This window comes from Kitasatospora sp. NPDC088742 (assembly GCF_055584905.1).
This window is the reverse complement of record NZ_JBVJLD010000019.1, coordinates 41,305-60,868: the sequence shown is the minus strand read 5'-3', so window position 1 is coordinate 60,868 and position 19,564 is coordinate 41,305. Positions and strand designations below refer to the sequence as shown.

The window sequence follows — 19,564 nt, the reverse complement described above, 5'->3', positions numbered from 1 at the left end:
GCGCGTCACCGAAGCCGCGCGCCGCAGGCCCTCAGGCCATCGGGTCGTCCTCGCCGTACGGGCGCAGCCGCAGGGTCCGGGCGTCGGCCTCGCCGATCTGCTCGGCCCGGGCGCAGAGCAGCTCCAGGTTGTCCCGTCCGGCGTGGATGAACCGCCCGTGCAGGGCGTCGAACCGGCCCCGGGCGGCGTCCACCGTGACGGCCACCATGTACGGGATCGAGCCCCAGGCCTTCATGTCCCGGAACATCGGCATCCCGGCCGTCATCTCGGTGGCGACCGCCCCGGGGCTGATGTCCAGCACCACCACGTGCCGCTCGGCCAGCGAGTCGGCGATGTTGTCGGAGAGCCTGAGCAGCGCGCCCTTGGAGGTGGCGTAGGCGGTGTAGTGGCCGTCGGGGCGGAGCGCGAAACCGGAGTTGAGGTTGACCACCCGGCCGCGCCGGCGCTCGACCATGCCGGGCAGCACGGTGCGCAGCAGGTTGTACGGGCCGCGCAGGTTGGTCTCCACCACCTGCCACCACTGGTTCGGGTCGGTCTCCCAGAGCGGGACCTCCTCCCGGTCCACCTGCCCGGCGTTGTTGACCAGGAAGTCCACCGGCCCGAGGTCGCGCTCCACGGCGCGCACGGCCTCCCGCACCGAGCCGTGCCGGGTGACGTCCGCCGTCACCGCGACCCCGCGCGCCCCGTGTCTGACGCACTCCCGCAGGGTCTCGGTCAGGGTGCCGTGGTTGCGGCCGAGCAGCCCGACCGCCATCCCCTCGGCGGCCAGCCCGACGGCCAGCTCCCGCCCGATGCCCCGCCCGGCCCCGGTGATCAGCGCGACCTGCCCTACGAGCGATCCGGTCGGCATGGTGACGTGCTCCCTCCTCGACTGCACCCTGGCGTGCTCCCTGTCCTGCGGCCGATTCTTCGGGCCCGCCGGGGGGCCGGAGCGGATCACCGGGCCGATTGTCATCCGATCGGCCCAAACCCCGCCCGCGCGGCGGCCCCGGGCCGACGAGGGCGGGATCACATGACGGACCGAGATGTACTCGCTGGTAGCCGGGTAGTACGGTCGTCCGGGCGGCGCGTACGGCCACGACACCGGCGCACCACCCGCCAGAGCACGCTGGGCCACCCCCAGCTCCACCGTGAAGGGCAACTGAGTGAGTGACATCGCGCGCGTCGGGGTAGTCGGCTGCGGACTGATGGGTTCGGGCATCGCGGAGGTCTTCGCCCGCGCCGGGCTGGAGGTGCTGGTCTCCGAGGCCACCGGCGAGGCCCTGGAGTTCGGCCGCACCCGGCTGACCAACTCGCTGGAGACCGCCGTCCGGCGGGGCAAGCTGACCGAGGAGCAGCGGGACGAGACCCTGGCGCGGATCTCCTTCACCACCGACCTGGCCGACTTCGCCGACCGCGACCTGGTGGTCGAGGCGGTGGCCGAGCAGGCGGAGGTCAAGACCAAGATCTTCCAGACCCTCGACCAGGTGGTCGTGCGCCGGGACGCCATCCTGGCCTCCAACACCTCCTCGATCCCGATCGTGAAGCTGGCCGCCGCCACCTCCCGCCCGGAGCAGGTCATCGGCCTGCACTTCTTCAACCCCGCCCCGGTGCAGAAGCTGGTCGAGGTCATCCCGACCCTGACCACCTCCGCCGAGACCACCTCCCGGGTCGAGGAGTTCGCCGTCCAGGTGCTCGGCAAGGAGCCGGTCCGGGCCCGCGACCGGGCCGGCTTCGTGGTCAACGCCCTGCTGGTGCCCTACCTGCTCTCCGCGGTCCGGATGTTCGAGTCCGGCGTCGCCACCGCCGCCGACATCGACAAGGGCATGGAGGCCGGCTGCGCCCACCCGATGGGCCCGCTGCGCCTGTGCGACCTGATCGGCCTGGACACCATCGTCTCGATCGCCGAGTCGATGTACGACGAGTACAAGGAGCCGCTGTACGCCGCTCCGCCGCTGCTCTCCCGGATGGTCGACGCGGGCCTGCTCGGCCGCAAGTCCGGCCGGGGCTTCTACGACTACACCGCCGCCTGACGCACCACCGCGAGGAGGCCGTAGCCCGTCACGGGCTACGGCCTCCTCCGTCGTTCGCGGTCACGGCTGGCTGGGCGGCTCCTGGGTGCCGAGCTGTTCGTTGATCTTCTGCTGGGCGGTGTCGACCTGGCCGGCGTACTTGCCACCGGTCTTCTCGTCCATCGCGTCGCCCGCCTTGTCCACACCGCTGCGGACGGTGTCCTCGTGGCCGTGGAGCATCTGCTTGAGCTTGTCGAGCATCGACATGGCCCGGGTCCTTTCTGCCGGATTCCTTCATGGTCACCGTCAGCCCCCGGTCACGCATCCGCTGTGAAGACCGGGCGAAAGAAATTCACCTCCGGGGTCTACCCGCGTAAACAGGGCCTGCCCGATGATGGCGGAGCTCCGCCGCCCGAATCCTTCGGGCCGTCAACTCCCCCTCACCGTGCTGGAGTTCGCCATGTCCCGATTCCGCATGCCCCGATTCCGCCGGGCCCTCGCCGCCGCCGGCTCCGCACTGCTGGCCGCCGCCGCCCTGCTGACCTCCGCCGCACCGGCCCAGGCCGCCCTGCCCACCCCCGTCCCGGCGGCCACCGCACGGGGCTACCTGGCCGCGCTGACCGTCGCCGCCCCGTCCCACGAGTCCACCTACGACCGGGCGCTCTTCCCGCACTGGATCACCATCTCGGGCACCTGCAACACCCGCGAGACGGTGCTCAAGCGGGACGGCTCCAACGTGGTGACCGACTCCGCCTGCGCCTCCGTCTCCGGCAGCTGGTACAGCCAGTACGACGCGGTGACCTTCACCGCCTCCGGCAGCCTGGACATCGACCACATGGTGCCGCTGGCCGAGGCCTGGCGCTCCGGCGCCTGGGCCTGGAGCACCGCCCAGCGCCAGGCCTTCGCCAACGACCTGACCCGCCCCCAGCTGATCGCCGTCAGCGCGAGCAGCAACCGCAGCAAGGGCGACCAGGACCCGTCCACCTGGCTGCCGCGCGCCGCCTACCAGTGCACCTACACCCGGGCCTGGGTGCAGGTGAAGTACTACTACGGCCTCTCGGTGGACAGCGCCGAGAAGTCCGCGCTGAGCGCGGTGCTCAACGGCTGCTGACACGACGGAGCCCCGGGGCGGCGTCTCCACCACCCCGGGGCTCCGGTCCGGTCCTCCGTCAGCCCTGCGGCTGCACCGGCGGCTGGCCGTACGGCTGGGCCGGCCAGTAAGCCTGCTGCGGCGGGAGCTGCCTCGCGGTGGCGTCCTGAGTCGCCGTCAGGCGGCGCACCACCAGGATCGCCAGCACCGCCGCGGCCAGGTCCACCAGGTCGCTGCCGGCCGTGACGAAGTAGCTGACGGCGAACTCCTCGTCGGTCTGCGCCGAGGCGAACACCTTCCCGTCGATCCGCCCCATCAGGAGCGCACCGATCCAGAGGCCCCACCAGGCGCCGACCAGCCCCTCGCCCTTGCGCGGAGCGCCGTACGGGGTGCTGGCCCGCAGGGCGTCCTGGGTCATGTGGAACGGGAACCAGAGCGAGACCACCGGGACGACCCAGCCCCAGATCGCCCAGGCCCGGCCGCGGCGCTGCGGGGCGTGCGGCGCGAGCGCCTCGGCGTTCTTGCGGATCCGCCAGAACCAGCAGATGAAGACCACGCCGGAGGCGATCAGCCCCAGGATCTGGAGCATCGCGGTCAGCGCCGTGAAGTCCTCCCGCTGGGTCAGACCGTCCCGGGCGAGCGACGGGTCGTCCGCCAGCGACCGGTACTCACCGGCCGCGGACAGCGAGGCCACCACGTCCAGCAGGTCGAGCAGGATCACCAGGACGAGCATCACCGTGGCGGCCACGGCCAGGTTCTTGGCCGAGCGGTACGCCCCGGCCGGGGCGGGCATCACCGGCGGGGCCGGGTACGCCGCCCCGGCCGGGGCGACCGGCGGAGCCTGCCAAGGGGAAGGCTGCGCCGTTTCGTGCTGTTCGGAATTCATTGGTCGGACATGTCCATCTCGCTGCGCCCCCACCGTCCCGGGGGATCGGGACACTCATATGACCACAGCGGCCGACCGGATTTCCAAACGTTATTTTCAGCTGTTGATGCTGAAGCTGTCGCCGTAGACCTTCCACTTCAGCGGGGGGTTCAGGTCGAAGTTCTTGGCCTTGAGGAAGACCCGCTGGGCGGTGTCCACCCGGCTGGTGTCGCTGTGCGCCTCCTCCTGCTTCATCGCCCAGACCCGGGCGTCCAGGAAGGCGTTCAGGTAGGTGGTCTCGTCGCCGCCCTGGGCCGGGGTCTTGGCCTTGCCGAGGGCACGCTTGCGGATGCTGGAGAAGCTGGTGGAGTCGCCACCGTTGCCGTGCATCACGATGGCGTCGTAGTACGCGAACTGGCCGAGCGCGCGCAGGCCGTCGGCCTTGGCCTGCTTGACCGCCGGGTTGAAGTAGACACGGTCGCGCTCGTCGTTCTGGGCCTGCAGGAAGACCGAGTCCTTGGCGGCGGTGGCCCAGTCCTTCTCGAAGGCGGAGCCGAGGCCGGAGTGCGACTCGGTGCCGTTCACCTTGCGCAGGGCCGGGAGGTACTTGGCCAGGATGTTGCCGGGCTTGAGGTCGGTGTAGTGCTCGACCAGGTCGAGCATGTCGCCGGTGCCGGAACAGAAACCTATGATCCCGGCGGTGTAGCCCCGGCCGTCCTTGATGTCCTCGATGTACTTGTACTGGGCCTTCCAGTCCAGGGAGGAGTTCTCGGCGCTGGAGACCAGCTTCATGGCGATCTCCTTCTTCGCCGGGTCGTCCAGCCCCGCTCCGGCGGCCTGGGCGGTGGTGCCACCGACCAGGGTCAGGGAGACGGCGGCGGCCAGCAGGCCGGTGATCGCGGTACGGCGGCGCACGACAGACATGGCACTCTCCGTGGGGGGAAGCGGCGATTAGGAAACTTTCCTAACGGAGACCGATTGAACCGTGCCGCCGCCCCGCCCGCAAGAGCAAGGGCACCACAACTCACTCAAACCTTCGGGCAGTTGCCCGGCACCTCCGAGGGCACCGCCACGCAGTAGGCCCCGCCGTCACCTGGCACCGCCCCCTCCGGAAGCGCGAACACCGCGACCCGCGAGACCGGCATCACCACCTCCCCCACCCGGCTCACCAGCTCCGCCCGCTCCCCGCCCTCGCTCCGCCGGTACAGACCGACCGGCACCAGCTCACCGGGGTGGTAGCCCGAGACCACCAGCCGTCGCGGGGCACCGGCCGTGGCGGCGCCGGCCGGGTGGTCCGGCAGGGCCACGCCCTGGCCGTGAGTGGCCGTCAAGGCGCCCTGCTGGGCCGTGAGTTGGAAGGAACCGGCCTTGGCAAGGGCCTCCCGGGGCACGTTCGGCGGCACCAGCAGCCACGTCCGGCTGCCCTGCACACCGCCGTCCTCCCCGTAGACCGGTAGCCCCGCCCCGTCGAACAGCGCCTCGGCGGCCTCCTCGCCCTCCGGCCGCACCGCCTCCTCGGGGCGGACGGCGGTACGGAAGCCGCGGCCCCCGACGGAGAGCGTGACCACCACCTCCTCGCCGGTCCGGAACCCGTGCAGACAGAGCGCCACCGGCTCGGTCAGCCGCAGCTCCACCGGCCCGTTGGCGGCACTGCTGAGCCAGACCGCCGGGCCCTCGCCGTACGCCGCCGGGAGCTGATCCCGGCTCAGGTCCCTGACGCAGTCCGGGCGCTGGGCCTCCGCCGCCGGGGCCAGAGCGAACTGCGCGGCCAGCGGAGCGACGTCGGACTCCCCCGGCCCGGGGCTCGGGGTGGGCTCCGGCGAGGGGCTCGGGGCGACGCTCACGGAAGGCTCCGGGGCGCTCAGGGAGGAACGTTCCGCCTGGACCCCACACGCCGTCAACAGCAGCACACAGCCGCCCACCACCCATACCCGCATGCCGCCTCCTCGCTACGCCCCACCCCGAGGCTAGGCACGACCCACCGCACACGACCCACCACGACGCGGCGGCGTCCGGGTGACGCGTGCCCGCAGGCGGCCCGAAGGGCCGTCAGGGGCGCGGGGCTCTGCTGATTTGCGGCTCCGCCGCGTGGGCGCGAGTACGGAAGGCGGACCAGCGCTGGTGCCGTGCCCGGCGGCGTGACGGGGCAGACCTTGCCGGGCACGGCACTAGATCGGGGCACGCGAGCCAGTTGCACGTACTGCCGTTCCCCCGCGCGCAGTTCCCCGCGCCCCCAGCGGTAGCCACCCTCGCAAAAAAGGGCCCGGCCTCCGCCTCAGGGGCGAAGACCGGGCCCTGTGGGCCGGCGGTGCGTCAGGCGCCGCGCAGGACCGCGCCCGTGCGGGCGGCGGCGGCCGCGACGGCCGCGCCGCGGGCGGCGGTGGCCTCGTCGGCCGTCAGCGTGCGGTCGGCCGCGCGGAAGCGGAGCGAGTACGCCAGCGACTTCTTGCCCTCGCCGGCCTGCTCACCGGTGAAGACGTCGAAGAGCCGGATGGCCTCCAGCAGCTCGCCGGCGCCCTCCCGGAGGGCGGCCTCGACCTCGGCGGCCGGGACGGCGGTGTCCACGATCAGGGCGACGTCCTGGGTGGCGACCGGGTACGAGGAGACCGGCGGGCCGGAGACCCGGTCGGCGTTCTCGGCACCCAGCAGGTCCAGGTCGAGCTCCATCACGCAGGTGCGCTCGGGCAGGTGCAGCGCCTTGATGACGCGCGGGTGCAGCTCACCGGCGTGGCCGACGACCCGGCCGTCGACCGAGAGCTCGGCGCAGCGGCCCGGGTGCCAGGGCGCGTACTGCGCCTGGCGGACCGTCAGCTCCACGCCGGCCGCGCGGGCCACCGTGCGGGCCGCCTCGACGGCGTCCGCCCAGGAGGCGCCGGCGCCCTTGCCCCACCAGCCCGACGGCAGCCGCTCGCCGGCCAGCGCGACGGCGACCCGGCGCGGCTGGTGCGGGAGGGCGGCGTCCAGCTCGGCGAGCTGCTCGGGGGTCGGACGGCGGTCGACCGGCAGGCGCGGGGCGACCTTGAGCTCGGCCTTCGGCAGGAAGACGGTGCCCTGCTCGAAGACGGCGAGGTCGGTGTTGCCCCGGCCGATGTTGCGCCGCAGCGCGCCGAGCAGGCCCGGCAGCAGCGTGGTGCGCAGCGCCGGCTCCTCGTCGTTGAGCGGGTTGACCAGCTTGACGGTCCGTCGGCGGGCGTCGCCCGCGTCCAGGCCGAGCGCGTCGAAGGCCGCGTCACCGAGGAACGGGTAGTTGTTGACCTCGACGAAGCCGGCCCCGGCCAGCGCCACGCCGGTGCGGCGGTGGAAGCGCTGGGCCTCCGTCAGACCCTTGCCCGGGGGCACCGAGGGCAGCCGGGCGGGGACGTTGTCGTAGCCCTCCAGCCGGATGACCTCCTCGGCGAGGTCGTACGGGTCGGTCAGGTCGGGGCGCCAGCTCGGCGGAGTGACCTCCAGGACGTCGGCGCCGACCACGGTGGCGCCGATCTCCTGGAGCCGCCGGGTGACGGTCTCGCGGCCGTACTGGGTGCCCGCGACACGGTCCGGCAGGTCGGCGTCGATGGCGATGGTGCGCACCGGGTGCGGGGCGGCGATGTCGGTGACACCGGCCTCGGCGGTGCCGCCGGCGATCAGGACCAGCAGGTCGACCGCGCGCTGGGCGGCGGCCCGGGCCGCCTCCGGGTCCACGCCGCGCTCGAAGCGCTTGGAGGCCTCGGAAGGCAGCTTGTGCCGCTTGGCGGTGCGGGCGATGGTGACCGGGTCGAAGTGCGCGGCCTCGATGATGATCTCGGTGGAGCCGGTGGTGATGCCGGTCTCCGGGTCGGTCACCGGGTCGAGGATCTCGGTGGAGGCGCCGCCCATGACACCCGCCAGCCCGATCGGGCCGGAGTTGTCGCAGATCAGCAGGTCCTCGGCGGAGAGCTTGCGCTTGCTGCCGTCCAGGGTGGTGAGCAGCTCGCCCTCGGTCGCGCGGCGGACCTGGATCGGGCCGTCCACCCGGTCGCGGTCGTAGGCGTGCAGCGGCTGGCCGACCTCGAGCATCACGTAGTTGGTGATGTCGACGGTCAACGAGATCGGGCGGATGCCCGACTTCTGCAGCCGGCGCTGGAGCCAGATCGGGGACTGCGCGGACGGGTCCACGCCGGTCACCGTGCGGGCCACGAAGCGGTCGCAGCCGGCCGGGTCGGCGACCTTGACCAGGTAGCCGTAGGAGTTGGCCGGCGGCACGTCGAGCAGCGCCGGGTCGGCCAGCGGCAGCCCGTACGCGGCGGCGGCCTCGCGGGCCACCCCGCGCATCGAGAGGCAGTAGCCGCGGTCCGGGGTGACGGCGATGTCCAGCACCTCGTCGACCAGCTGGAGCAGCTCGATCGCGTCGGTGCCGGGCTCGTACTCCGGCGGCAGCACGATGATGCCGTCGTGGTCGTCGCCCATGCCGAGCTCGCGGGCCGAGCAGATCATGCCGGCCGAGGTGTGGCCGTAGGTCTGCCGGGCGGCGATCGGGAACGGGCCGGGCAGCACGGCGCCCGGGAGCACCACGACCACCTTGTCGCCGACCGCGAAGTTGCGGGCACCGCAGACGATCTCCTGCGGCTCGCCGGTGCCGTTGGCGTCGCCGACGTTCACGTAGCAGTGCCGGATCGGCTTCTTGAACCCGGTGAGCTCCTCGATGGAGAGCACCTGGCCGACCACCAGCGGGCCCTTGAGGTCACCGCCGAGCTGCTCGACGGTCTCGACCTCCAGGCCGGCCCGGACCAGGCGGGCCGCGACGTCGCGGCCGGTCTCACCCGCCGGAAGGTCGACGTACTCGCGCAGCCAGGAAAGCGGGACGCGCATCAGATCTCCATTCCGAACGGGAGGGTGAAGCGGACGTCGCCCTCGACCATGTCGCGCATGTCGGCGACGTTGTGACGGTTCATCAGGATCCGCTCCAGGCCGAGGCCGAAGGCGAAACCGCTGTAGCGCTGCGGGTCCACGCCGCAGGCGACCAGCACGCGCGGGTTGACCACGCCGCAGCCGCCGAGCTCGATCCAGCCCTCGGAGGAGCAGGTCCGGCAGGGGCGGTCCGGGTTGCCGACGCTCTCGCCCCGGCAGACGAAGCACTGGAGGTCGATCTCCGCGCTCGGCTCGGTGAACGGGAAGTACGAGGGGCGCCAGCGCAGTTCGAGCCCGGTGCCGATCAGCTTCTCGACCAGCACCTCGATGGTGCCCTTGAGGTCGGCGAAGGTGATGCCCTCGTCCACCGCGATGGCCTCGACCTGGCGGAACACCGGGGTGTGGGTGGCGTCCAGCTCGTCGGTCCGGTAGACCCGGCCCGGGCTCACCGCGTACAGCGGCGGCTGACGGTCCAGCATGGTGCGGATCTGCACCGGCGAGGTCTGGGTGCGCAGCACCACGCCGGAGTCGGCGGAGCCGTCCGGGGCCTGCACGAAGAAGGTGTCCTGCATCGAGCGGGCCGGGTGGTCCTCGTGCAGGTTGAGGGCGTCGAAGTTGAGCCACTCCGCCTCGACCTCGGGGCCGGAGGCCACCTCGTAGCCCATGGCCACGAAGGTGTCCTCGATCCGCTCGGCCAGCGTGGTGAGCGGGTGGCGGGCGCCGCGCGGGGTGCGGTCGTAGGGCAGCGTGACGTCCACCGCCTCCTCGACCAGCACGCGGGCGTCCCGCTCCGCCTCCAGCTCGACCTGACGCTTCGCCAGGGCCTGGTTCACCGCGCCGCGGGCCTGGCCGATGAGCTTGCCCGCCGCGGCCTTGGCCTGCGGGGGCAGTGCGCCGATCTCGCGGTTGGCGAGCGAGAGGGGCGAGCGGTCGCCGGTGTGGGCCACCTTCGCCTGCTTGAGCTCGTCCAGCGAGGCCGCCGCGGCGAAGGCCGCGAGGGCCTCGTCCCGGGCCTGCTCGACCGCTTCGGGCTTGAGTGCCTCGACCTCGACCGGGTCGTAGTCCTTGTTGGGTGCCGACATCGCTATCTTTCCCGTGCTCCTGCTCGTGAAGGGGTGCCTCGCCCATTGCATTACGCACTGCGTGGTCGGGGCACGGGCAGCAGCTCCCGTACGAGTCGAGAGGGGTGTCCGCGGCACAACCGCGCAGGGCGTCACACAACGCAATGGTCGAGTGTAGTCGCAGCCTGCGAACCGCCCGCCGGGCCTGGACTTCCTACAGCATGAAGTCGGGCACTCCGGCGGGCAGGATAAATCGGAAGCGGGCGCCGCCGGAGGGCGCGCGGCTGATCCGGATGATGCCGCCGTGGGCCTCGACGATGCCCTTGACGATGTAGAGGCCGAGGCCGGTGCCGCCCCGCTTGGAGCCGCGCCAGAAGCGGGTGAAGACGCGCGGCATGGACTCCTCGGGGATCCCGCTGCCCTCGTCGCTCACCGTCACCGCCGTCCCTTCCAGGACCCATTCGCGCCCGGCGCTCTCCACCAGTTCCTTGGCGGGCGCCACCTCGATCGTGACAGTCCCCTCGCCGTGGCGCACCGCATTTTCCAGCAGGTTGGCCAGCACCTGGTCCAGTTTGTCCGGGTCGGCCCAGAGCTGGGTGAGCGGCTGCTCGATCCGGATGTCGAAGCGGTCCTCCGGGATCCCGGCGGCCACCTTGCCCTCCACGTGCCGGCGCACCGCGGCCGGGAGGTCGACCACCTGCTTGCAGAGCTCCAGGCGGCCGGCGTCGATCCGGGAGATGTCCAGCAGCTCGGCGATCAAGCGGGTGACCCGGTCGGCGTCGGCGTCGACGGTCTCCAGCATCACCCGCTTCTGGCCGTCGGTGAACCGCTCCCACTTGGCCAGCAAGGTCCGGGTGAAGCCCTTGACGCTGGTGAGCGGCGAGCGCAGCTCGTGCGCCACGGTGGCGATCAGCTCGGCGTGGCTGCGCTCGGTGCGGCGGCGCGCCTCGGTGCCGCGCAGCGCCACCACCACCCGCTGGACGGCTCCGCCCCGGTGTTCGCGCACGTAGCGGGCGGAGACCAGCAGCTCGCTGCTGCCGGGCAGCAGCAGGTACCGCTCGGGCTGCCCCGTACGGATCGTCAGACCGCCGTACGGGTCGGTGAGTTGCCACCAGCGGCGCCCGTCCAGGTCCTCCAGCGGGAGCGCCTGCGCCAGCGGCAGCCCGAGCGCCGCCTCCGGCCGGATGCCGGTCAACCGGGCGGCCGCCCGGTTGAACCGCACCACCGCGCCGGACGCGTCGGCGACCACGAGGCCGTCCGGCAGCTCGTCCAGATCAAGCTCGGAGCCGTCACCGGCCATCTGGGTCGCCCTCCCCGCGAAGATCCTCCGGTAGCCCGGGTGATCTCACCCACCGTGTCCGTTCCCCCACTGTCCGACCCTAGCGCCCCTACCCCTTCGCGCGACAGCCTCCCGGGGACCGCTGGGCGCGCGCGGAGGCGTACAGGCACACGGCGGCGGCCGTGGCCAGGTTGAGGCTCTCGGCGTGCCCGTGGATGGGCACGCGCACCACCTCGTCGGCGAGTGCGCGGGTCTCCTCCGGCAGGCCCCAGGCCTCGTTGCCGAAGACCCACGCGCCGGGCGCGCCCAGGGTGCCCTCGTCCAGCTCCTGGTCCAGGTCCCGGTCACCGGCCCCGTCCGCGGCCAGCACCCGCACCCCGGCCTCGCGCAGCCGCGCCACCGCCTCCTCCACCGGCACCCCGACCGCGAACGGCAGGTGGAACAGGCTGCCCACCGAGGCCCGGACGGCCTTCGGGTTGTACGGGTCCACCGAGGCGTCGGTGAGGATCACCGCGTCCGCCCCGGCCGCGTCGGCGGTGCGCAGCACGGTCCCGGCGTTCCCGGGGTCACGGACGTGCGCCAGCACGGCGACCAGCTGCGGGCGCGCCTTCAGAACCTCCTCGAAGGGGGTGTCCAGGAAGCGGCAGAGCGCCACGATGCCCTGGGGGGTGACGGTGTCACAGATCTCCGCGATCACCTCGTCGGTGGCGGTGAGCACCGGCAGGCCGGCCGCCTCGGCGGCGGCCACGATCTCCGCGTGCCGCTCCGCCGCCTCCTGGGTGACGTACACCTCGACCACCACGTGCTGGTCCGACCCGGCCGGGCGGCCGTACGCCACCGCCTCGCGGACCGCCTGCGGGCCCTCGGCCAGGAAGCGCCGCTCCTTGCTCCGCTGGTTGCGCCGGGCGAGCTTGCGCGCGGCGATCACCCGCGGCGACCGCAGGGAGGTGAGCAGGGGGGTCTCGGTGCTCTGCATGGTCTCGTCTCTGTGACACGGTGTCAGGGCCTGTCTCATCATTCCCGTCGGATCAGGCCGGGTCGTTCGGTGCGTGCGATCGGCGTGCGGCCGGGGCGCCCTCGTAGCGGAGCTACTCGGGCCCCGCGGCGGAGCCGCACGCCGTCGCTTCGGCCGTGCGGCGAGCGTGCGTGCCGGGCGGGCCGGCCCCGGGCGGGAATGAATGAGACAGGCCCTGCGATTCCCGGGCGGGGCCCGGAAGCACACAGACCCGCAGGCGAACCTGCGGGTCTGGGTGGATCAGCTACACGGCTGAAGGATCCTCTGGGGATCGGCCTCAGGCGGCGACGCGCGGGGCGTTGACGTCCTCGGGCAGCGCCTTCTGGGCAACCTCGACGAGGGTGGCGAAGGCACCCGGGTCGTTCACGGCGAGCTCGGCCAGCATCTTGCGGTCGATCTCGACGTTCGCGATCTTCAGGCCCTGCACGAAGCGGTTGTAGGTGATGCCGTTGGCACGGGCCGCAGCGTTGATGCGCTGGATCCAGAGCTGGCGGAAGTCACCCTTGCGCTTCTTGCGGTCGTTGTAGTTGTAAACGAGCGAGTGGGTGACCTGCTCCTTGGCCTTGCGGTACAGGCGCGACCGCTGGCCGCGGTAACCCTTTGCCCGCTCGAGGATGACCCGGCGCTTCTTGTGGGCGTTCACTGCCCGCTTGACGCGTGCCACTTCATTACTCCTTGGATTGGACCACGGACTACTTCACGCGGTCCGTTAACGATGGGGACGGAAGGATCAGCCGGACTCCCGCGGCTACTGCCGCGGGCGGGCGATCACTTACCGAGAAGCTTCTTGATCTTCTTCGCGTCGGCGGGGGCGACCACGACGGTGCCGGCCAGCTTGCGGGTCAGCGTCGAGGGCTTGTGCTCCAGCAGGTGGCGACGGCCGGCACGCTCGCGCAGCACCTTCCCGGAGCCGCTGATCTTGAAGCGCTTGCTGGCGCCGCTGTGCGTCTTTTGCTTCGGCATATCGCCGTCTCTTCCTCGTCGGTCCGGGGACCGCCCGCGTGCTGCCACGCGGGCGGATCCGGATGGATCTGGTGAGTGGGGCGAATGCCCCACTACCTGGGTGACCGGGCCGCTCAGGCGTCCTGAGCGGTCGCGGCCGGCTGCTCGACCTCGGCGGGCTCCTCGGCGGCGGCCTCGGCGGCCTCCACCTCGACGTCGTCGGCGACATCGTCGTCGGCGTCATCCGCCTCGTCGGCCTCGGCCTCGAGGGCGGCGTTCTCCGCCTCGAGCGCGGCGTCGTCGTCATCGTCGGCGATGTCGGAGCCGAGGGTGCGGCCCTGACGCTCGGCCTTACGGGCGTCGGCGATCGCGCGGGCCTCGGCCATCGCCTCGGTCTTCTTCTTGTGCGGGCCGAGAACCATGATCATGTTCCGGCCGTCCTGCTTGGCCGACGACTCGACGAAGCCGAGGTCCTCGACGTCGGAGGCGAGCCGCTGGAGCAGTCGGAAGCCCAGCTCGGGGCGGGACTGCTCACGACCGCGGAACATGATCGTGATCTTGACCTTGTCGCCCTGCTTGAGGAACCGAACGACGTGACCCTTCTTGGTGTCATAGTCGTGCGGGTCGATCTTCGGCCGGAGCTTCATCTCCTTGATGACCGTGTGCGCCTGGTTCTTGCGCGCCTCACGGGCCTTCATGGCCGACTCGTACTTGAACTTGCCGTAGTCCATGAGCTTGCACACCGGCGGCCGGGCGGTCGCCGCGACCTCGACGAGGTCGAGGTCGTACTCCTGCGCGAGCTCCAGCGCCTTGGCAAGCGGCACGATGCCGACCTGCTCGCCGCTGGGACCGACGAGTCGCACCTCGGGGACGCGAATCCGGTCGTTGATGCGGGGCTCGGTGCTGATGGGGCCTCCTCGGTTGCACCTTCTGCGATGCGGCCGTCGGACGGCGGTCGCACGTAGTGGACTCGACCACTGGGCGGGGCTTCATTCGTGCTGCGCTGCCCACTGGCGTACGCACCGCGGCACGAAAAAAGCCCCGCTCGGTATACAAGCGGGGCTCCACACGACCGGGGCAACACCCAGGGGGCGCTGCGGCGACTCGCTGGAGCCTTGCGGCTCAGGTGTCGCGGACCGGACCCGTCGACCGCGAGGCCGATCGGGTGGGAGACTTTCGCGGTTGCCCTCTCGGGCCTCCTGTGAGTGGAGCCTCCACTTGCTGGCCGGGTGGTCTCGGAAGACCTCCTGGCCGGTCAGTCTCGAAGACTACCAGCATTTCCCGGGGCTGCGGTATTCCGCCTCCGGGGACGGCCGCCGGGCGGGTGCTCGGTACGCTCCCTGTTGTACGCCTCCCATCGAAGAAGTGAGCACCCGTGAGCGACGACACCACTCCCCACGACGACGAGATCGGCTTCGACGACCTCACCCGCGACATCGCGGAGGTCCCCGCCGTCGAGGTCATCACCACCGTCGCGGTGCACCTGATGAGCGCGGCCGCGGTGAAGTGCGGCCTCGCCGAGGGCGGCGAGAAGGACAAGGACCTCGACGAGGCCCGCAAGCTGATCACCGCCCTGGCCGGGCTGGTCACGGCCGGCGCCCCGGAGATCTCCAACTTCCACGCCGCCCCGCTCCGGGACGGCCTGCGCTCGCTCCAGCTGGCCTTCCGCGAGGCCTCGCTGGTGCCGGACGCCCCGGGCTCGGGCCCGGGCGAGAAGTTCACCGGGCCGGTCTACAGCTGAGGGTGGTGGCTGCGCCTGTCGGGGCGCGGGGAACTGCGCGAGCCGGAAGGCGACTCACCTGCAACTGAACCGCCGTCAGTCAGTTGCACGTGCTGCCGTTCCCCTGCGCGCAGTTCCTCGCGCCCCCGGGGTGACCACTCCTACCGGGCGGGCTCAGCCCAGGAGGGCCAAGTCGAGGCCGCGGTCCAGGCGGAGCCGGAGGGTTTCGTCGGCGGCCAGGGCGGCGGCCAGCCGCTGGGCCAGCTCCGGGACGGCGGTGCCCTCGGCGAGGGAGAGGGCGAGTACGGCGTCGGTCTCGGTGCCCTGGCGCAGCTCGGCCCGGAGCACGGCCGGCTCGGCCGCGACCAGCGCCTGCACGGCGGCCCGGACGGCCGGGTCCTCGGCGGGCGGCAGGTACGGGCGGTTCTCGGCGACGGCGCGCAGCCGGGCGCCGGTCAGTTCGTAGGTGACGGGGCCGGCCGGGTCGACCAGCAGGGTGTCGGCGCGCTCGGAGTAGGCGACCATCGCGGCCTGCGGGGCGGCCACCGGAGCCGGGCGGGCGTCGGCGCGCCAGGCGGCCATGGAGGCCAGCGAGGTGAAGGCGGGCAGCGCGCGGCGGCCGTCGGGGGCCTCGATCACCGGGACGGCCATGTCGCTGGTCTTCTCGTGCTTGTGGCCGTGTTCGTCGACCTCGACCTCGCCGAGCAGGGCGACGATCGGGACCATCAGCCGACTGCCCGTCAGGGCGGCCAGCAGCTCCGGCTCTCCCGCCCCGCTCTCCTGCCAGTCGGCCAGCGCCGCGCTCAGGCGGGGGTCGGCGGTGCCGTCGTCGTCGGCGAATCCGGGGTTCGGGATGTTCTTCTGCTGCTCCACCCGGTGAGGGTATGCCAACCGGGCTCCCGGGCGGTGCTCGCCGGCGGCCGGGAGCGCACCCGCCGCGGCCGCGCTGACCGGGGAGTTGACGGGCCGACAACCCCCTACCCATGAGTACGGAGCTGTGGCAGTCTGCGGCCATGACCAAGCTCACGGCTCCCGGCCTCGCCGCCGACCGGGCCCGGTACGACCGGGCCACCGCGCACCTGGACGCGCCGCTGGCGGTGGTGGACCTGGAGGCCTTCGACGCCAACGCGGCCGACCTGGTCCGCCGGGCGGGCGGGAAGCCGGTGCGGGTGGCGAGCAAGTCGGTGCGCTGCCGGGCGCTGCTGGAGCGGGTGTTGGCGGTGGAGGGCTTCGCGGGGGTGATGAGCTTCACCCTGGCCGAGTCGCTCTGGCTGGCCCGGGAGGGCTTCGAGGACGTGCTGCTGGCCTACCCCTCGGCCGACCGGGCCGGGTACGGCGAGCTGACGGCGGATCCGAAGCTGGCCGCCGAGGTCACCGTGCTGGTGGACGACCCGGCGCAGCTGGAGCTGATCGACGCGGCCCGGGAGGGCACCGAGGAGGTCCGGGTCTGCCTGGAGCTGGACACCTCGCTCCAACTGCTGGGCGGCAAGGTGCGGGTCGGGGCCCGGCGCTCGCCGCTGCGCACGCCCGAGGCGCTGGGCCAATTCGCCGAGCTGGTGCAGCGGCGCCCGGGCTTCCGGGTGGTCGGGCTGATGGCGTACGAGGGCCACGTCGCGGGCGTCGGCGACTCGCTGGCGGGGCGGCCGGTGCGGTCCAGGGTGATCCAGGCGATGCAGGCCAGGGCGCGGCGGGAGCTGGCGGTGCGGCGGGCCGCGGTGGTGCGGCGGCTGCGCGAGGTGGCCGATCTGGAGTTCGTGAACGGCGGCGGCACCGGCAGCGTGGAGTCCACCGTGGCGGAGCGGGCGGTGACCGAGGTGGCCGCCGGTTCGGGGCTGTACGTGCCGCGGCTGTTCGACAACTACCGTTCGTTCCAAGGGCGTCCGGCCGCGCTGTTCGCCCAGCCAGTGGTGCGGCGGCCCGGGCTCGGGGTGGTCACCGTGCTCGGCGGCGGCTACCCCGCCTCCGGCGCGGCGGGGGCGGACCGCTCCCCCGTGCCCCACCTGCCGGCCGGGCTGCGGTACGACCCGCAGGAGGGCGCCGGGGAGGTGCAGACGCCGCTGCTCGGCGCGGCCGCGGACGACCTGCGGATCGGGGACAAGGTGTGGTTCCGGCACGCCAAGGCGGGCGAGCTGTGCGAGCGCTTCGCCGAGCTGCACCTGATCGAGGGCGACCGAGTGACGGCCACCGTCCCGACCTACCGGGGCGAGGGGCGGACGTTCCTCTGACGGCCCTTCGGGCACGGCACTAGTCTGACGGGACATCACCGAGCTCTGGGGGCAGCGACATGGAAGCCGAGCTGATCACCGCGGTGGCCACCACCTTGACGGGTGCGATGACCACCAGCGCGTGGCAGGCCGTCCGCGACCGGGTGGCCGCGTACTTCGGGCGGGACCGCGGGGAGGTGGTCACGGCGGAGCTGGAGATCGCCCGCGAGGAGTTCGAGCAGTACGGGGACCAGACCTCGCTGACCGAGTGGCTGCGCCGCGAGGTGGAGCGGAACCCGGCCTTCGCGGAGGAGCTCCGTGCGCTGGTGTCGGAGCACGGCGGCACCACGGTGAAGGTCCATCGGGGCGCCGAGAACGTGATCACCGGCGGGACCTTCCACGGCAAGGTGATCCAGGCGCAGAACATCGGGATCATCAAGGGCTGAGCACACGCGGACGGCCCCGCGGGGAGGGTGCGGGGCCGTCCGGGTCTGCGGTGGTGAGGGGGCGTCAGGTGCCGGAGCCGGTGCCGCCCGGGCCGATCTGGCCGTCGAAGGGCTTGACCGACTCCACGATCTTGTCCATCTGGGTGAGCGTGGGCGCCTTGTCGGCGATGTCGAAGCCCAGGTGGAGGGTGGCCAGGCCCTTGCCGTCGGCGGTCGGGAAGACCACCGTCTGGACGTAGCCGTCGTTCCCCTCGGGCGCGTCCACCTTCCAGCGGACCAGCCAGCCGTCCCGGCCGTCGACCGCGATCGGCTCGGACTTGAGCTGCTCGTGGGACTTGATCTTGCCGTAGGACTGCTCGGCGGCCGTGTTGATGTCCTGCTCGGCGGCCTGCTTGGGGTCGCTGCCCTGCAGCTGCCCGGTGTTGGCCCCGCCGAGGGAGCACTCGCCGCCGCCGCTGGCGCAGCTGTAGGAGCCGACCGACATGGCGGCGAAGCCGTCCTTGGTGGTGCCGGACGTCCAGCCCGAGGGGGCCGAGAGGCTCAGCTTGTTGACCACGTCCACGGCCAGGCCGCCGTTCCGGCCGCCCTTGCCGTCCGGACCCTTGCCGTCGGGGCCCTTGCCGTCCGGGCTCTTCGGGGAGGCCGAGGAGCCGGGCTCGTCGGGGGCGCCCTTGCGGCTGTCGGCACCGTCGCCGCCCGGGCGGTAGTCGGGGCGGACCCGCTCGGAGGCCCGGCGGTCGGAACGGCCGTCCATCGCCAGGTAGGTGACGCCGGATCCGACCAGCAGACCGGCCAGCGCCGCCACCGCGGCGGCGATCAGCACGGGCCTGCCGGGACCGGTCTTCGGCCGCGGCGGCGCCTGGGCGAGCAGCGGCGGCTCCGGGTAGCGGTAGGCGGCGCCGTTCTCCAGCACCTCCCCCGTCAGCACCGTGGGCGTCGGCTCGGCGACCGGCGCCGACAGGACCGTCGGTGCCTCGTCGGCCCCGGGCTGCTCGGCGGTCTCGGACGGCTCGGGGGTGTCGGACGGCTCGGGGGCGACCGTCGGCGCGGGGGCGTCGAACGGTGCGGGCCGGGTGGAGGCCGTCCAGCCCTGTCCGTCCCACCAGCGCTGCGGCCTCGGGCGGCTCGTGGTGTCCTGCGGGTCCGGGTACCACCCGGCGGGAATCTGCTCGCTCACGCCAGAAACGGTAAGGGGCCCCGGATAAACGCGGTATCAGTTGACGGCCCTTTCCGCCCCTTTTTCGATGAGATTCCGCTGAGAACCCGCCCGGATGTGCTCCGGGCACCTGACGAAGCCTCGGACGTACGGGTGGAGCCCGCACGAATCCCGCGTACGGGAGGGGCCGGAGGCGGCAGAATCCCGGCCATGACCACCAGACCAGTGATCGGCATCAGCACCTATCTCACCGAGGCCAAGTGGGACCACTGGGACGCCCAGCGCGCCGTCCTGCTCCCGCACCGGTACCCCCTGCTGGTGCAGGAGGCGGGCGGCATCCCGCTGCTGCTGCCCCCGCAGCCCGCCGAGGCCGCCCCCGACCTGCTCGCCCGGGTGGACGGGCTGGTCATCGCCGGCGGCCCGGACGTCAACCCCTCGCTCTACGGCGAGCAGCCGCACCCGAAGACCCGCGCCTTCGCCCCCGAGCGGGACCACTGGGAGGCCGCGCTGCTGCGCGCCGCGCTGGCCTCCGGGCTGCCGGTGCTCGGCATCTGCCGCGGCATGCAACTGCTCAACGTGGTCTGCGGAGGCACGCTGATCCAGCACCTGGAGGAGGGCGCGGCCCACCTCGGTTCGCCCAACCACTACGGTTCGCACCCGGTCCGCCCGCTGCCGGGCACCCGGCTGGCGCAGCTGCTGCCGGAGGCCGAGGTGGTGGTACCGACCTTCCACCACCAGGCGGTCGACCGGGTCGGCGAGGGCCTGACGGTCAGCGCCCGGGCGGAGGACGGCACGGTGGAGGCGGTCGAGGGCGAGGGCTTCGTGCTCGGCGTGCAGTGGCACCCGGAGCAGGGCACCGACCTGCGGGTGATGCAGGCCCTGGTGACGGCGGCGATGGTGCCCACGCCGGTCGGCTGACGAGCCGTCGG

20 protein-coding genes are annotated in these 19,564 nt (G+C 72.7%); 6 read left to right on the top strand and 14 right to left on the bottom strand.

What is annotated here, in order from left to right:
- Nucleotides 1-31: 31 nt before the first annotated feature.
- On the bottom strand, nucleotides 32-850 hold the full coding sequence (locus ACZ6ZR_RS17115; RefSeq protein ID WP_465643046.1) for an SDR family NAD(P)-dependent oxidoreductase: 819 nt from the start codon (nucleotides 848-850) through the stop codon (nucleotides 32-34).
- Between the two features lie 295 nt (nucleotides 851-1,145).
- On the opposite strand from ACZ6ZR_RS17115, the gene ACZ6ZR_RS17110 reads away from it, so the two are divergent.
- The gene (locus ACZ6ZR_RS17110; protein ID WP_465643044.1) at nucleotides 1,146-2,012 is read left to right on the top strand and encodes a 3-hydroxybutyryl-CoA dehydrogenase; all 867 of its coding nucleotides are present in this window, start codon (nucleotides 1,146-1,148) and stop codon (nucleotides 2,010-2,012) included.
- Between the two features lie 60 nt (nucleotides 2,013-2,072).
- Here the strand turns inward: ACZ6ZR_RS17110 and ACZ6ZR_RS17105 are convergent, their stop codons facing one another.
- Complete coding sequence (locus tag ACZ6ZR_RS17105) at nucleotides 2,073-2,258, bottom strand: antitoxin (protein ID WP_465643042.1); 186 nt, start codon at nucleotides 2,256-2,258, stop codon at nucleotides 2,073-2,075.
- Between the two features lie 193 nt (nucleotides 2,259-2,451).
- On the opposite strand from ACZ6ZR_RS17105, the gene ACZ6ZR_RS17100 reads away from it, so the two are divergent.
- Nucleotides 2,452-3,102, top strand: coding sequence for an HNH endonuclease family protein (locus ACZ6ZR_RS17100; RefSeq protein WP_465643164.1), 651 nt, complete (start codon nucleotides 2,452-2,454; stop codon nucleotides 3,100-3,102).
- A 58-nt stretch (nucleotides 3,103-3,160) separates the two neighbouring features.
- Here ACZ6ZR_RS17100 and ACZ6ZR_RS17095 read toward each other — a convergent pair whose 3' ends face one another.
- The 10 genes from ACZ6ZR_RS17095 to infC all read right to left on the bottom strand — a co-directional run bounded on the left by ACZ6ZR_RS17095 (nucleotide 3,161) and on the right by infC (nucleotide 14,017).
- Nucleotides 3,161-3,967: a DUF4328 domain-containing protein gene (locus tag ACZ6ZR_RS17095; protein ID WP_465643040.1), complete on the bottom strand. Its 807-nt coding sequence runs from the start codon at nucleotides 3,965-3,967 to the stop codon at nucleotides 3,161-3,163.
- A 96-nt stretch (nucleotides 3,968-4,063) separates the two neighbouring features.
- Nucleotides 4,064-4,870: a chitosanase gene (locus tag ACZ6ZR_RS17090; RefSeq protein WP_465643038.1), complete on the bottom strand. Its 807-nt coding sequence runs from the start codon at nucleotides 4,868-4,870 to the stop codon at nucleotides 4,064-4,066.
- Nucleotides 4,871-4,974: 104 nt separating this feature from the next.
- Nucleotides 4,975-5,790, bottom strand: a complete 816-nt coding sequence (locus tag ACZ6ZR_RS17085; RefSeq protein WP_465643036.1) for a hypothetical protein — start codon at nucleotides 5,788-5,790, stop codon at nucleotides 4,975-4,977.
- A 469-nt stretch (nucleotides 5,791-6,259) separates the two neighbouring features.
- Nucleotides 6,260-8,773, bottom strand: a complete 2,514-nt coding sequence (gene pheT / locus ACZ6ZR_RS17080; RefSeq protein ID WP_465643034.1) for a phenylalanine--tRNA ligase subunit beta — start codon at nucleotides 8,771-8,773, stop codon at nucleotides 6,260-6,262.
- Nucleotides 8,773-9,894, bottom strand: a complete 1,122-nt coding sequence (gene pheS / locus ACZ6ZR_RS17075; protein ID WP_465643032.1) for a phenylalanine--tRNA ligase subunit alpha — start codon at nucleotides 9,892-9,894, stop codon at nucleotides 8,773-8,775. Before pheS ends, pheT begins: the two co-directional genes overlap by 1 nt.
- 193 nt (nucleotides 9,895-10,087) lie before the next feature.
- Complete coding sequence (locus ACZ6ZR_RS17070; protein WP_465643030.1) at nucleotides 10,088-11,173, bottom strand: sensor histidine kinase; 1,086 nt, start codon at nucleotides 11,171-11,173, stop codon at nucleotides 10,088-10,090.
- 88 nt (nucleotides 11,174-11,261) lie between these two features.
- On the bottom strand, nucleotides 11,262-12,128 hold the full coding sequence (locus tag ACZ6ZR_RS17065) for a TrmH family RNA methyltransferase (protein WP_465643028.1): 867 nt from the start codon (nucleotides 12,126-12,128) through the stop codon (nucleotides 11,262-11,264).
- A gap of 316 nt (nucleotides 12,129-12,444) precedes the next feature.
- Entirely contained in the window at nucleotides 12,445-12,831 is a 387-nt protein-coding gene (gene rplT, locus ACZ6ZR_RS17060) for a 50S ribosomal protein L20 (RefSeq protein ID WP_057228324.1), read from the bottom strand.
- Nucleotides 12,832-12,935: 104 nt separating this feature from the next.
- Complete coding sequence (gene rpmI, locus ACZ6ZR_RS17055) at nucleotides 12,936-13,130, bottom strand: 50S ribosomal protein L35 (protein ID WP_329486877.1); 195 nt, start codon at nucleotides 13,128-13,130, stop codon at nucleotides 12,936-12,938.
- A gap of 113 nt (nucleotides 13,131-13,243) precedes the next feature.
- Entirely contained in the window at nucleotides 13,244-14,017 is a 774-nt protein-coding gene (infC, locus tag ACZ6ZR_RS17050) for a translation initiation factor IF-3 (protein ID WP_465643162.1), read from the bottom strand.
- A 467-nt stretch (nucleotides 14,018-14,484) separates the two neighbouring features.
- Here infC and ACZ6ZR_RS17045 point away from each other — a divergent pair, with 467 nt between their 5' ends.
- Nucleotides 14,485-14,850 (top strand): DUF1844 domain-containing protein, encoded by a 366-nt coding sequence (locus tag ACZ6ZR_RS17045; RefSeq protein ID WP_345279502.1) that lies wholly within the window; start codon nucleotides 14,485-14,487, stop codon nucleotides 14,848-14,850.
- Between the two features lie 153 nt (nucleotides 14,851-15,003).
- On the opposite strand, the gene ACZ6ZR_RS17040 is transcribed toward ACZ6ZR_RS17045, so the two are convergent.
- The gene (locus ACZ6ZR_RS17040; protein ID WP_465643026.1) at nucleotides 15,004-15,702 is read right to left on the bottom strand and encodes an SseB family protein; all 699 of its coding nucleotides are present in this window, start codon (nucleotides 15,700-15,702) and stop codon (nucleotides 15,004-15,006) included.
- Between the two features lie 140 nt (nucleotides 15,703-15,842).
- On the opposite strand from ACZ6ZR_RS17040, the gene ACZ6ZR_RS17035 reads away from it, so the two are divergent.
- Both ACZ6ZR_RS17035 and ACZ6ZR_RS17030 read left to right on the top strand, forming a co-directional pair.
- Nucleotides 15,843-17,054 carry an amino acid deaminase/aldolase gene (locus tag ACZ6ZR_RS17035; protein ID WP_465643024.1) on the top strand — a complete coding sequence of 404 codons (1,212 nt, stop codon included), beginning with the start codon at nucleotides 15,843-15,845 and terminating at the stop codon, nucleotides 17,052-17,054.
- Between the two features lie 59 nt (nucleotides 17,055-17,113).
- Nucleotides 17,114-17,479 (top strand): hypothetical protein, encoded by a 366-nt coding sequence (locus ACZ6ZR_RS17030; protein WP_465643022.1) that lies wholly within the window; start codon nucleotides 17,114-17,116, stop codon nucleotides 17,477-17,479.
- A 64-nt stretch (nucleotides 17,480-17,543) separates the two neighbouring features.
- Here ACZ6ZR_RS17030 and ACZ6ZR_RS17025 read toward each other — a convergent pair whose 3' ends face one another.
- Nucleotides 17,544-18,656 (bottom strand): DUF2510 domain-containing protein, encoded by a 1,113-nt coding sequence (locus ACZ6ZR_RS17025; RefSeq protein WP_465643020.1) that lies wholly within the window; start codon nucleotides 18,654-18,656, stop codon nucleotides 17,544-17,546.
- A gap of 189 nt (nucleotides 18,657-18,845) precedes the next feature.
- Here ACZ6ZR_RS17025 and ACZ6ZR_RS17020 point away from each other — a divergent pair, with 189 nt between their 5' ends.
- Nucleotides 18,846-19,553 carry a gamma-glutamyl-gamma-aminobutyrate hydrolase family protein gene (locus tag ACZ6ZR_RS17020; protein ID WP_465643018.1) on the top strand — a complete coding sequence of 236 codons (708 nt, stop codon included), beginning with the start codon at nucleotides 18,846-18,848 and terminating at the stop codon, nucleotides 19,551-19,553.
- Nucleotides 19,554-19,564: the final 11 nt, after the last annotated feature.

Excerpts from the sequence above, each read along its gene's own strand:
- ACZ6ZR_RS17115 (WP_465643046.1), bottom strand. The coding sequence starts at position 850 with ATGCCGACCGGATCGCTCGTAGGGCAGGTCGCGCTGATCACCGGGGCC.
- ACZ6ZR_RS17105 (WP_465643042.1), bottom strand. The coding sequence starts at position 2,258 with ATGTCGATGCTCGACAAGCTCAAGCAGATGCTCCACGGCCACGAGGAC.
- ACZ6ZR_RS17100 (WP_465643164.1), top strand. The coding sequence starts at position 2,452 with ATGTCCCGATTCCGCATGCCCCGATTCCGCCGGGCCCTCGCCGCCGCC.
- ACZ6ZR_RS17095 (WP_465643040.1), bottom strand. The coding sequence starts at position 3,967 with ATGAATTCCGAACAGCACGAAACGGCGCAGCCTTCCCCTTGGCAGGCT.
- ACZ6ZR_RS17090 (WP_465643038.1), bottom strand. The coding sequence starts at position 4,870 with ATGTCTGTCGTGCGCCGCCGTACCGCGATCACCGGCCTGCTGGCCGCC.
- pheT (WP_465643034.1), bottom strand. The coding sequence starts at position 8,773 with ATGCGCGTCCCGCTTTCCTGGCTGCGCGAGTACGTCGACCTTCCGGCG.
- pheS (WP_465643032.1), bottom strand. The coding sequence starts at position 9,894 with ATGTCGGCACCCAACAAGGACTACGACCCGGTCGAGGTCGAGGCACTC.
- ACZ6ZR_RS17070 (WP_465643030.1), bottom strand. The coding sequence starts at position 11,173 with ATGGCCGGTGACGGCTCCGAGCTTGATCTGGACGAGCTGCCGGACGGC.
- ACZ6ZR_RS17065 (WP_465643028.1), bottom strand. The coding sequence starts at position 12,128 with ATGCAGAGCACCGAGACCCCCCTGCTCACCTCCCTGCGGTCGCCGCGG.
- rpmI (WP_329486877.1), bottom strand. The coding sequence starts at position 13,130 with ATGCCGAAGCAAAAGACGCACAGCGGCGCCAGCAAGCGCTTCAAGATC.
- ACZ6ZR_RS17035 (WP_465643024.1), top strand. The coding sequence starts at position 15,843 with ATGACCAAGCTCACGGCTCCCGGCCTCGCCGCCGACCGGGCCCGGTAC.
- ACZ6ZR_RS17030 (WP_465643022.1), top strand. The coding sequence starts at position 17,114 with ATGGAAGCCGAGCTGATCACCGCGGTGGCCACCACCTTGACGGGTGCG.
- ACZ6ZR_RS17020 (WP_465643018.1), top strand. The coding sequence starts at position 18,846 with ATGACCACCAGACCAGTGATCGGCATCAGCACCTATCTCACCGAGGCC.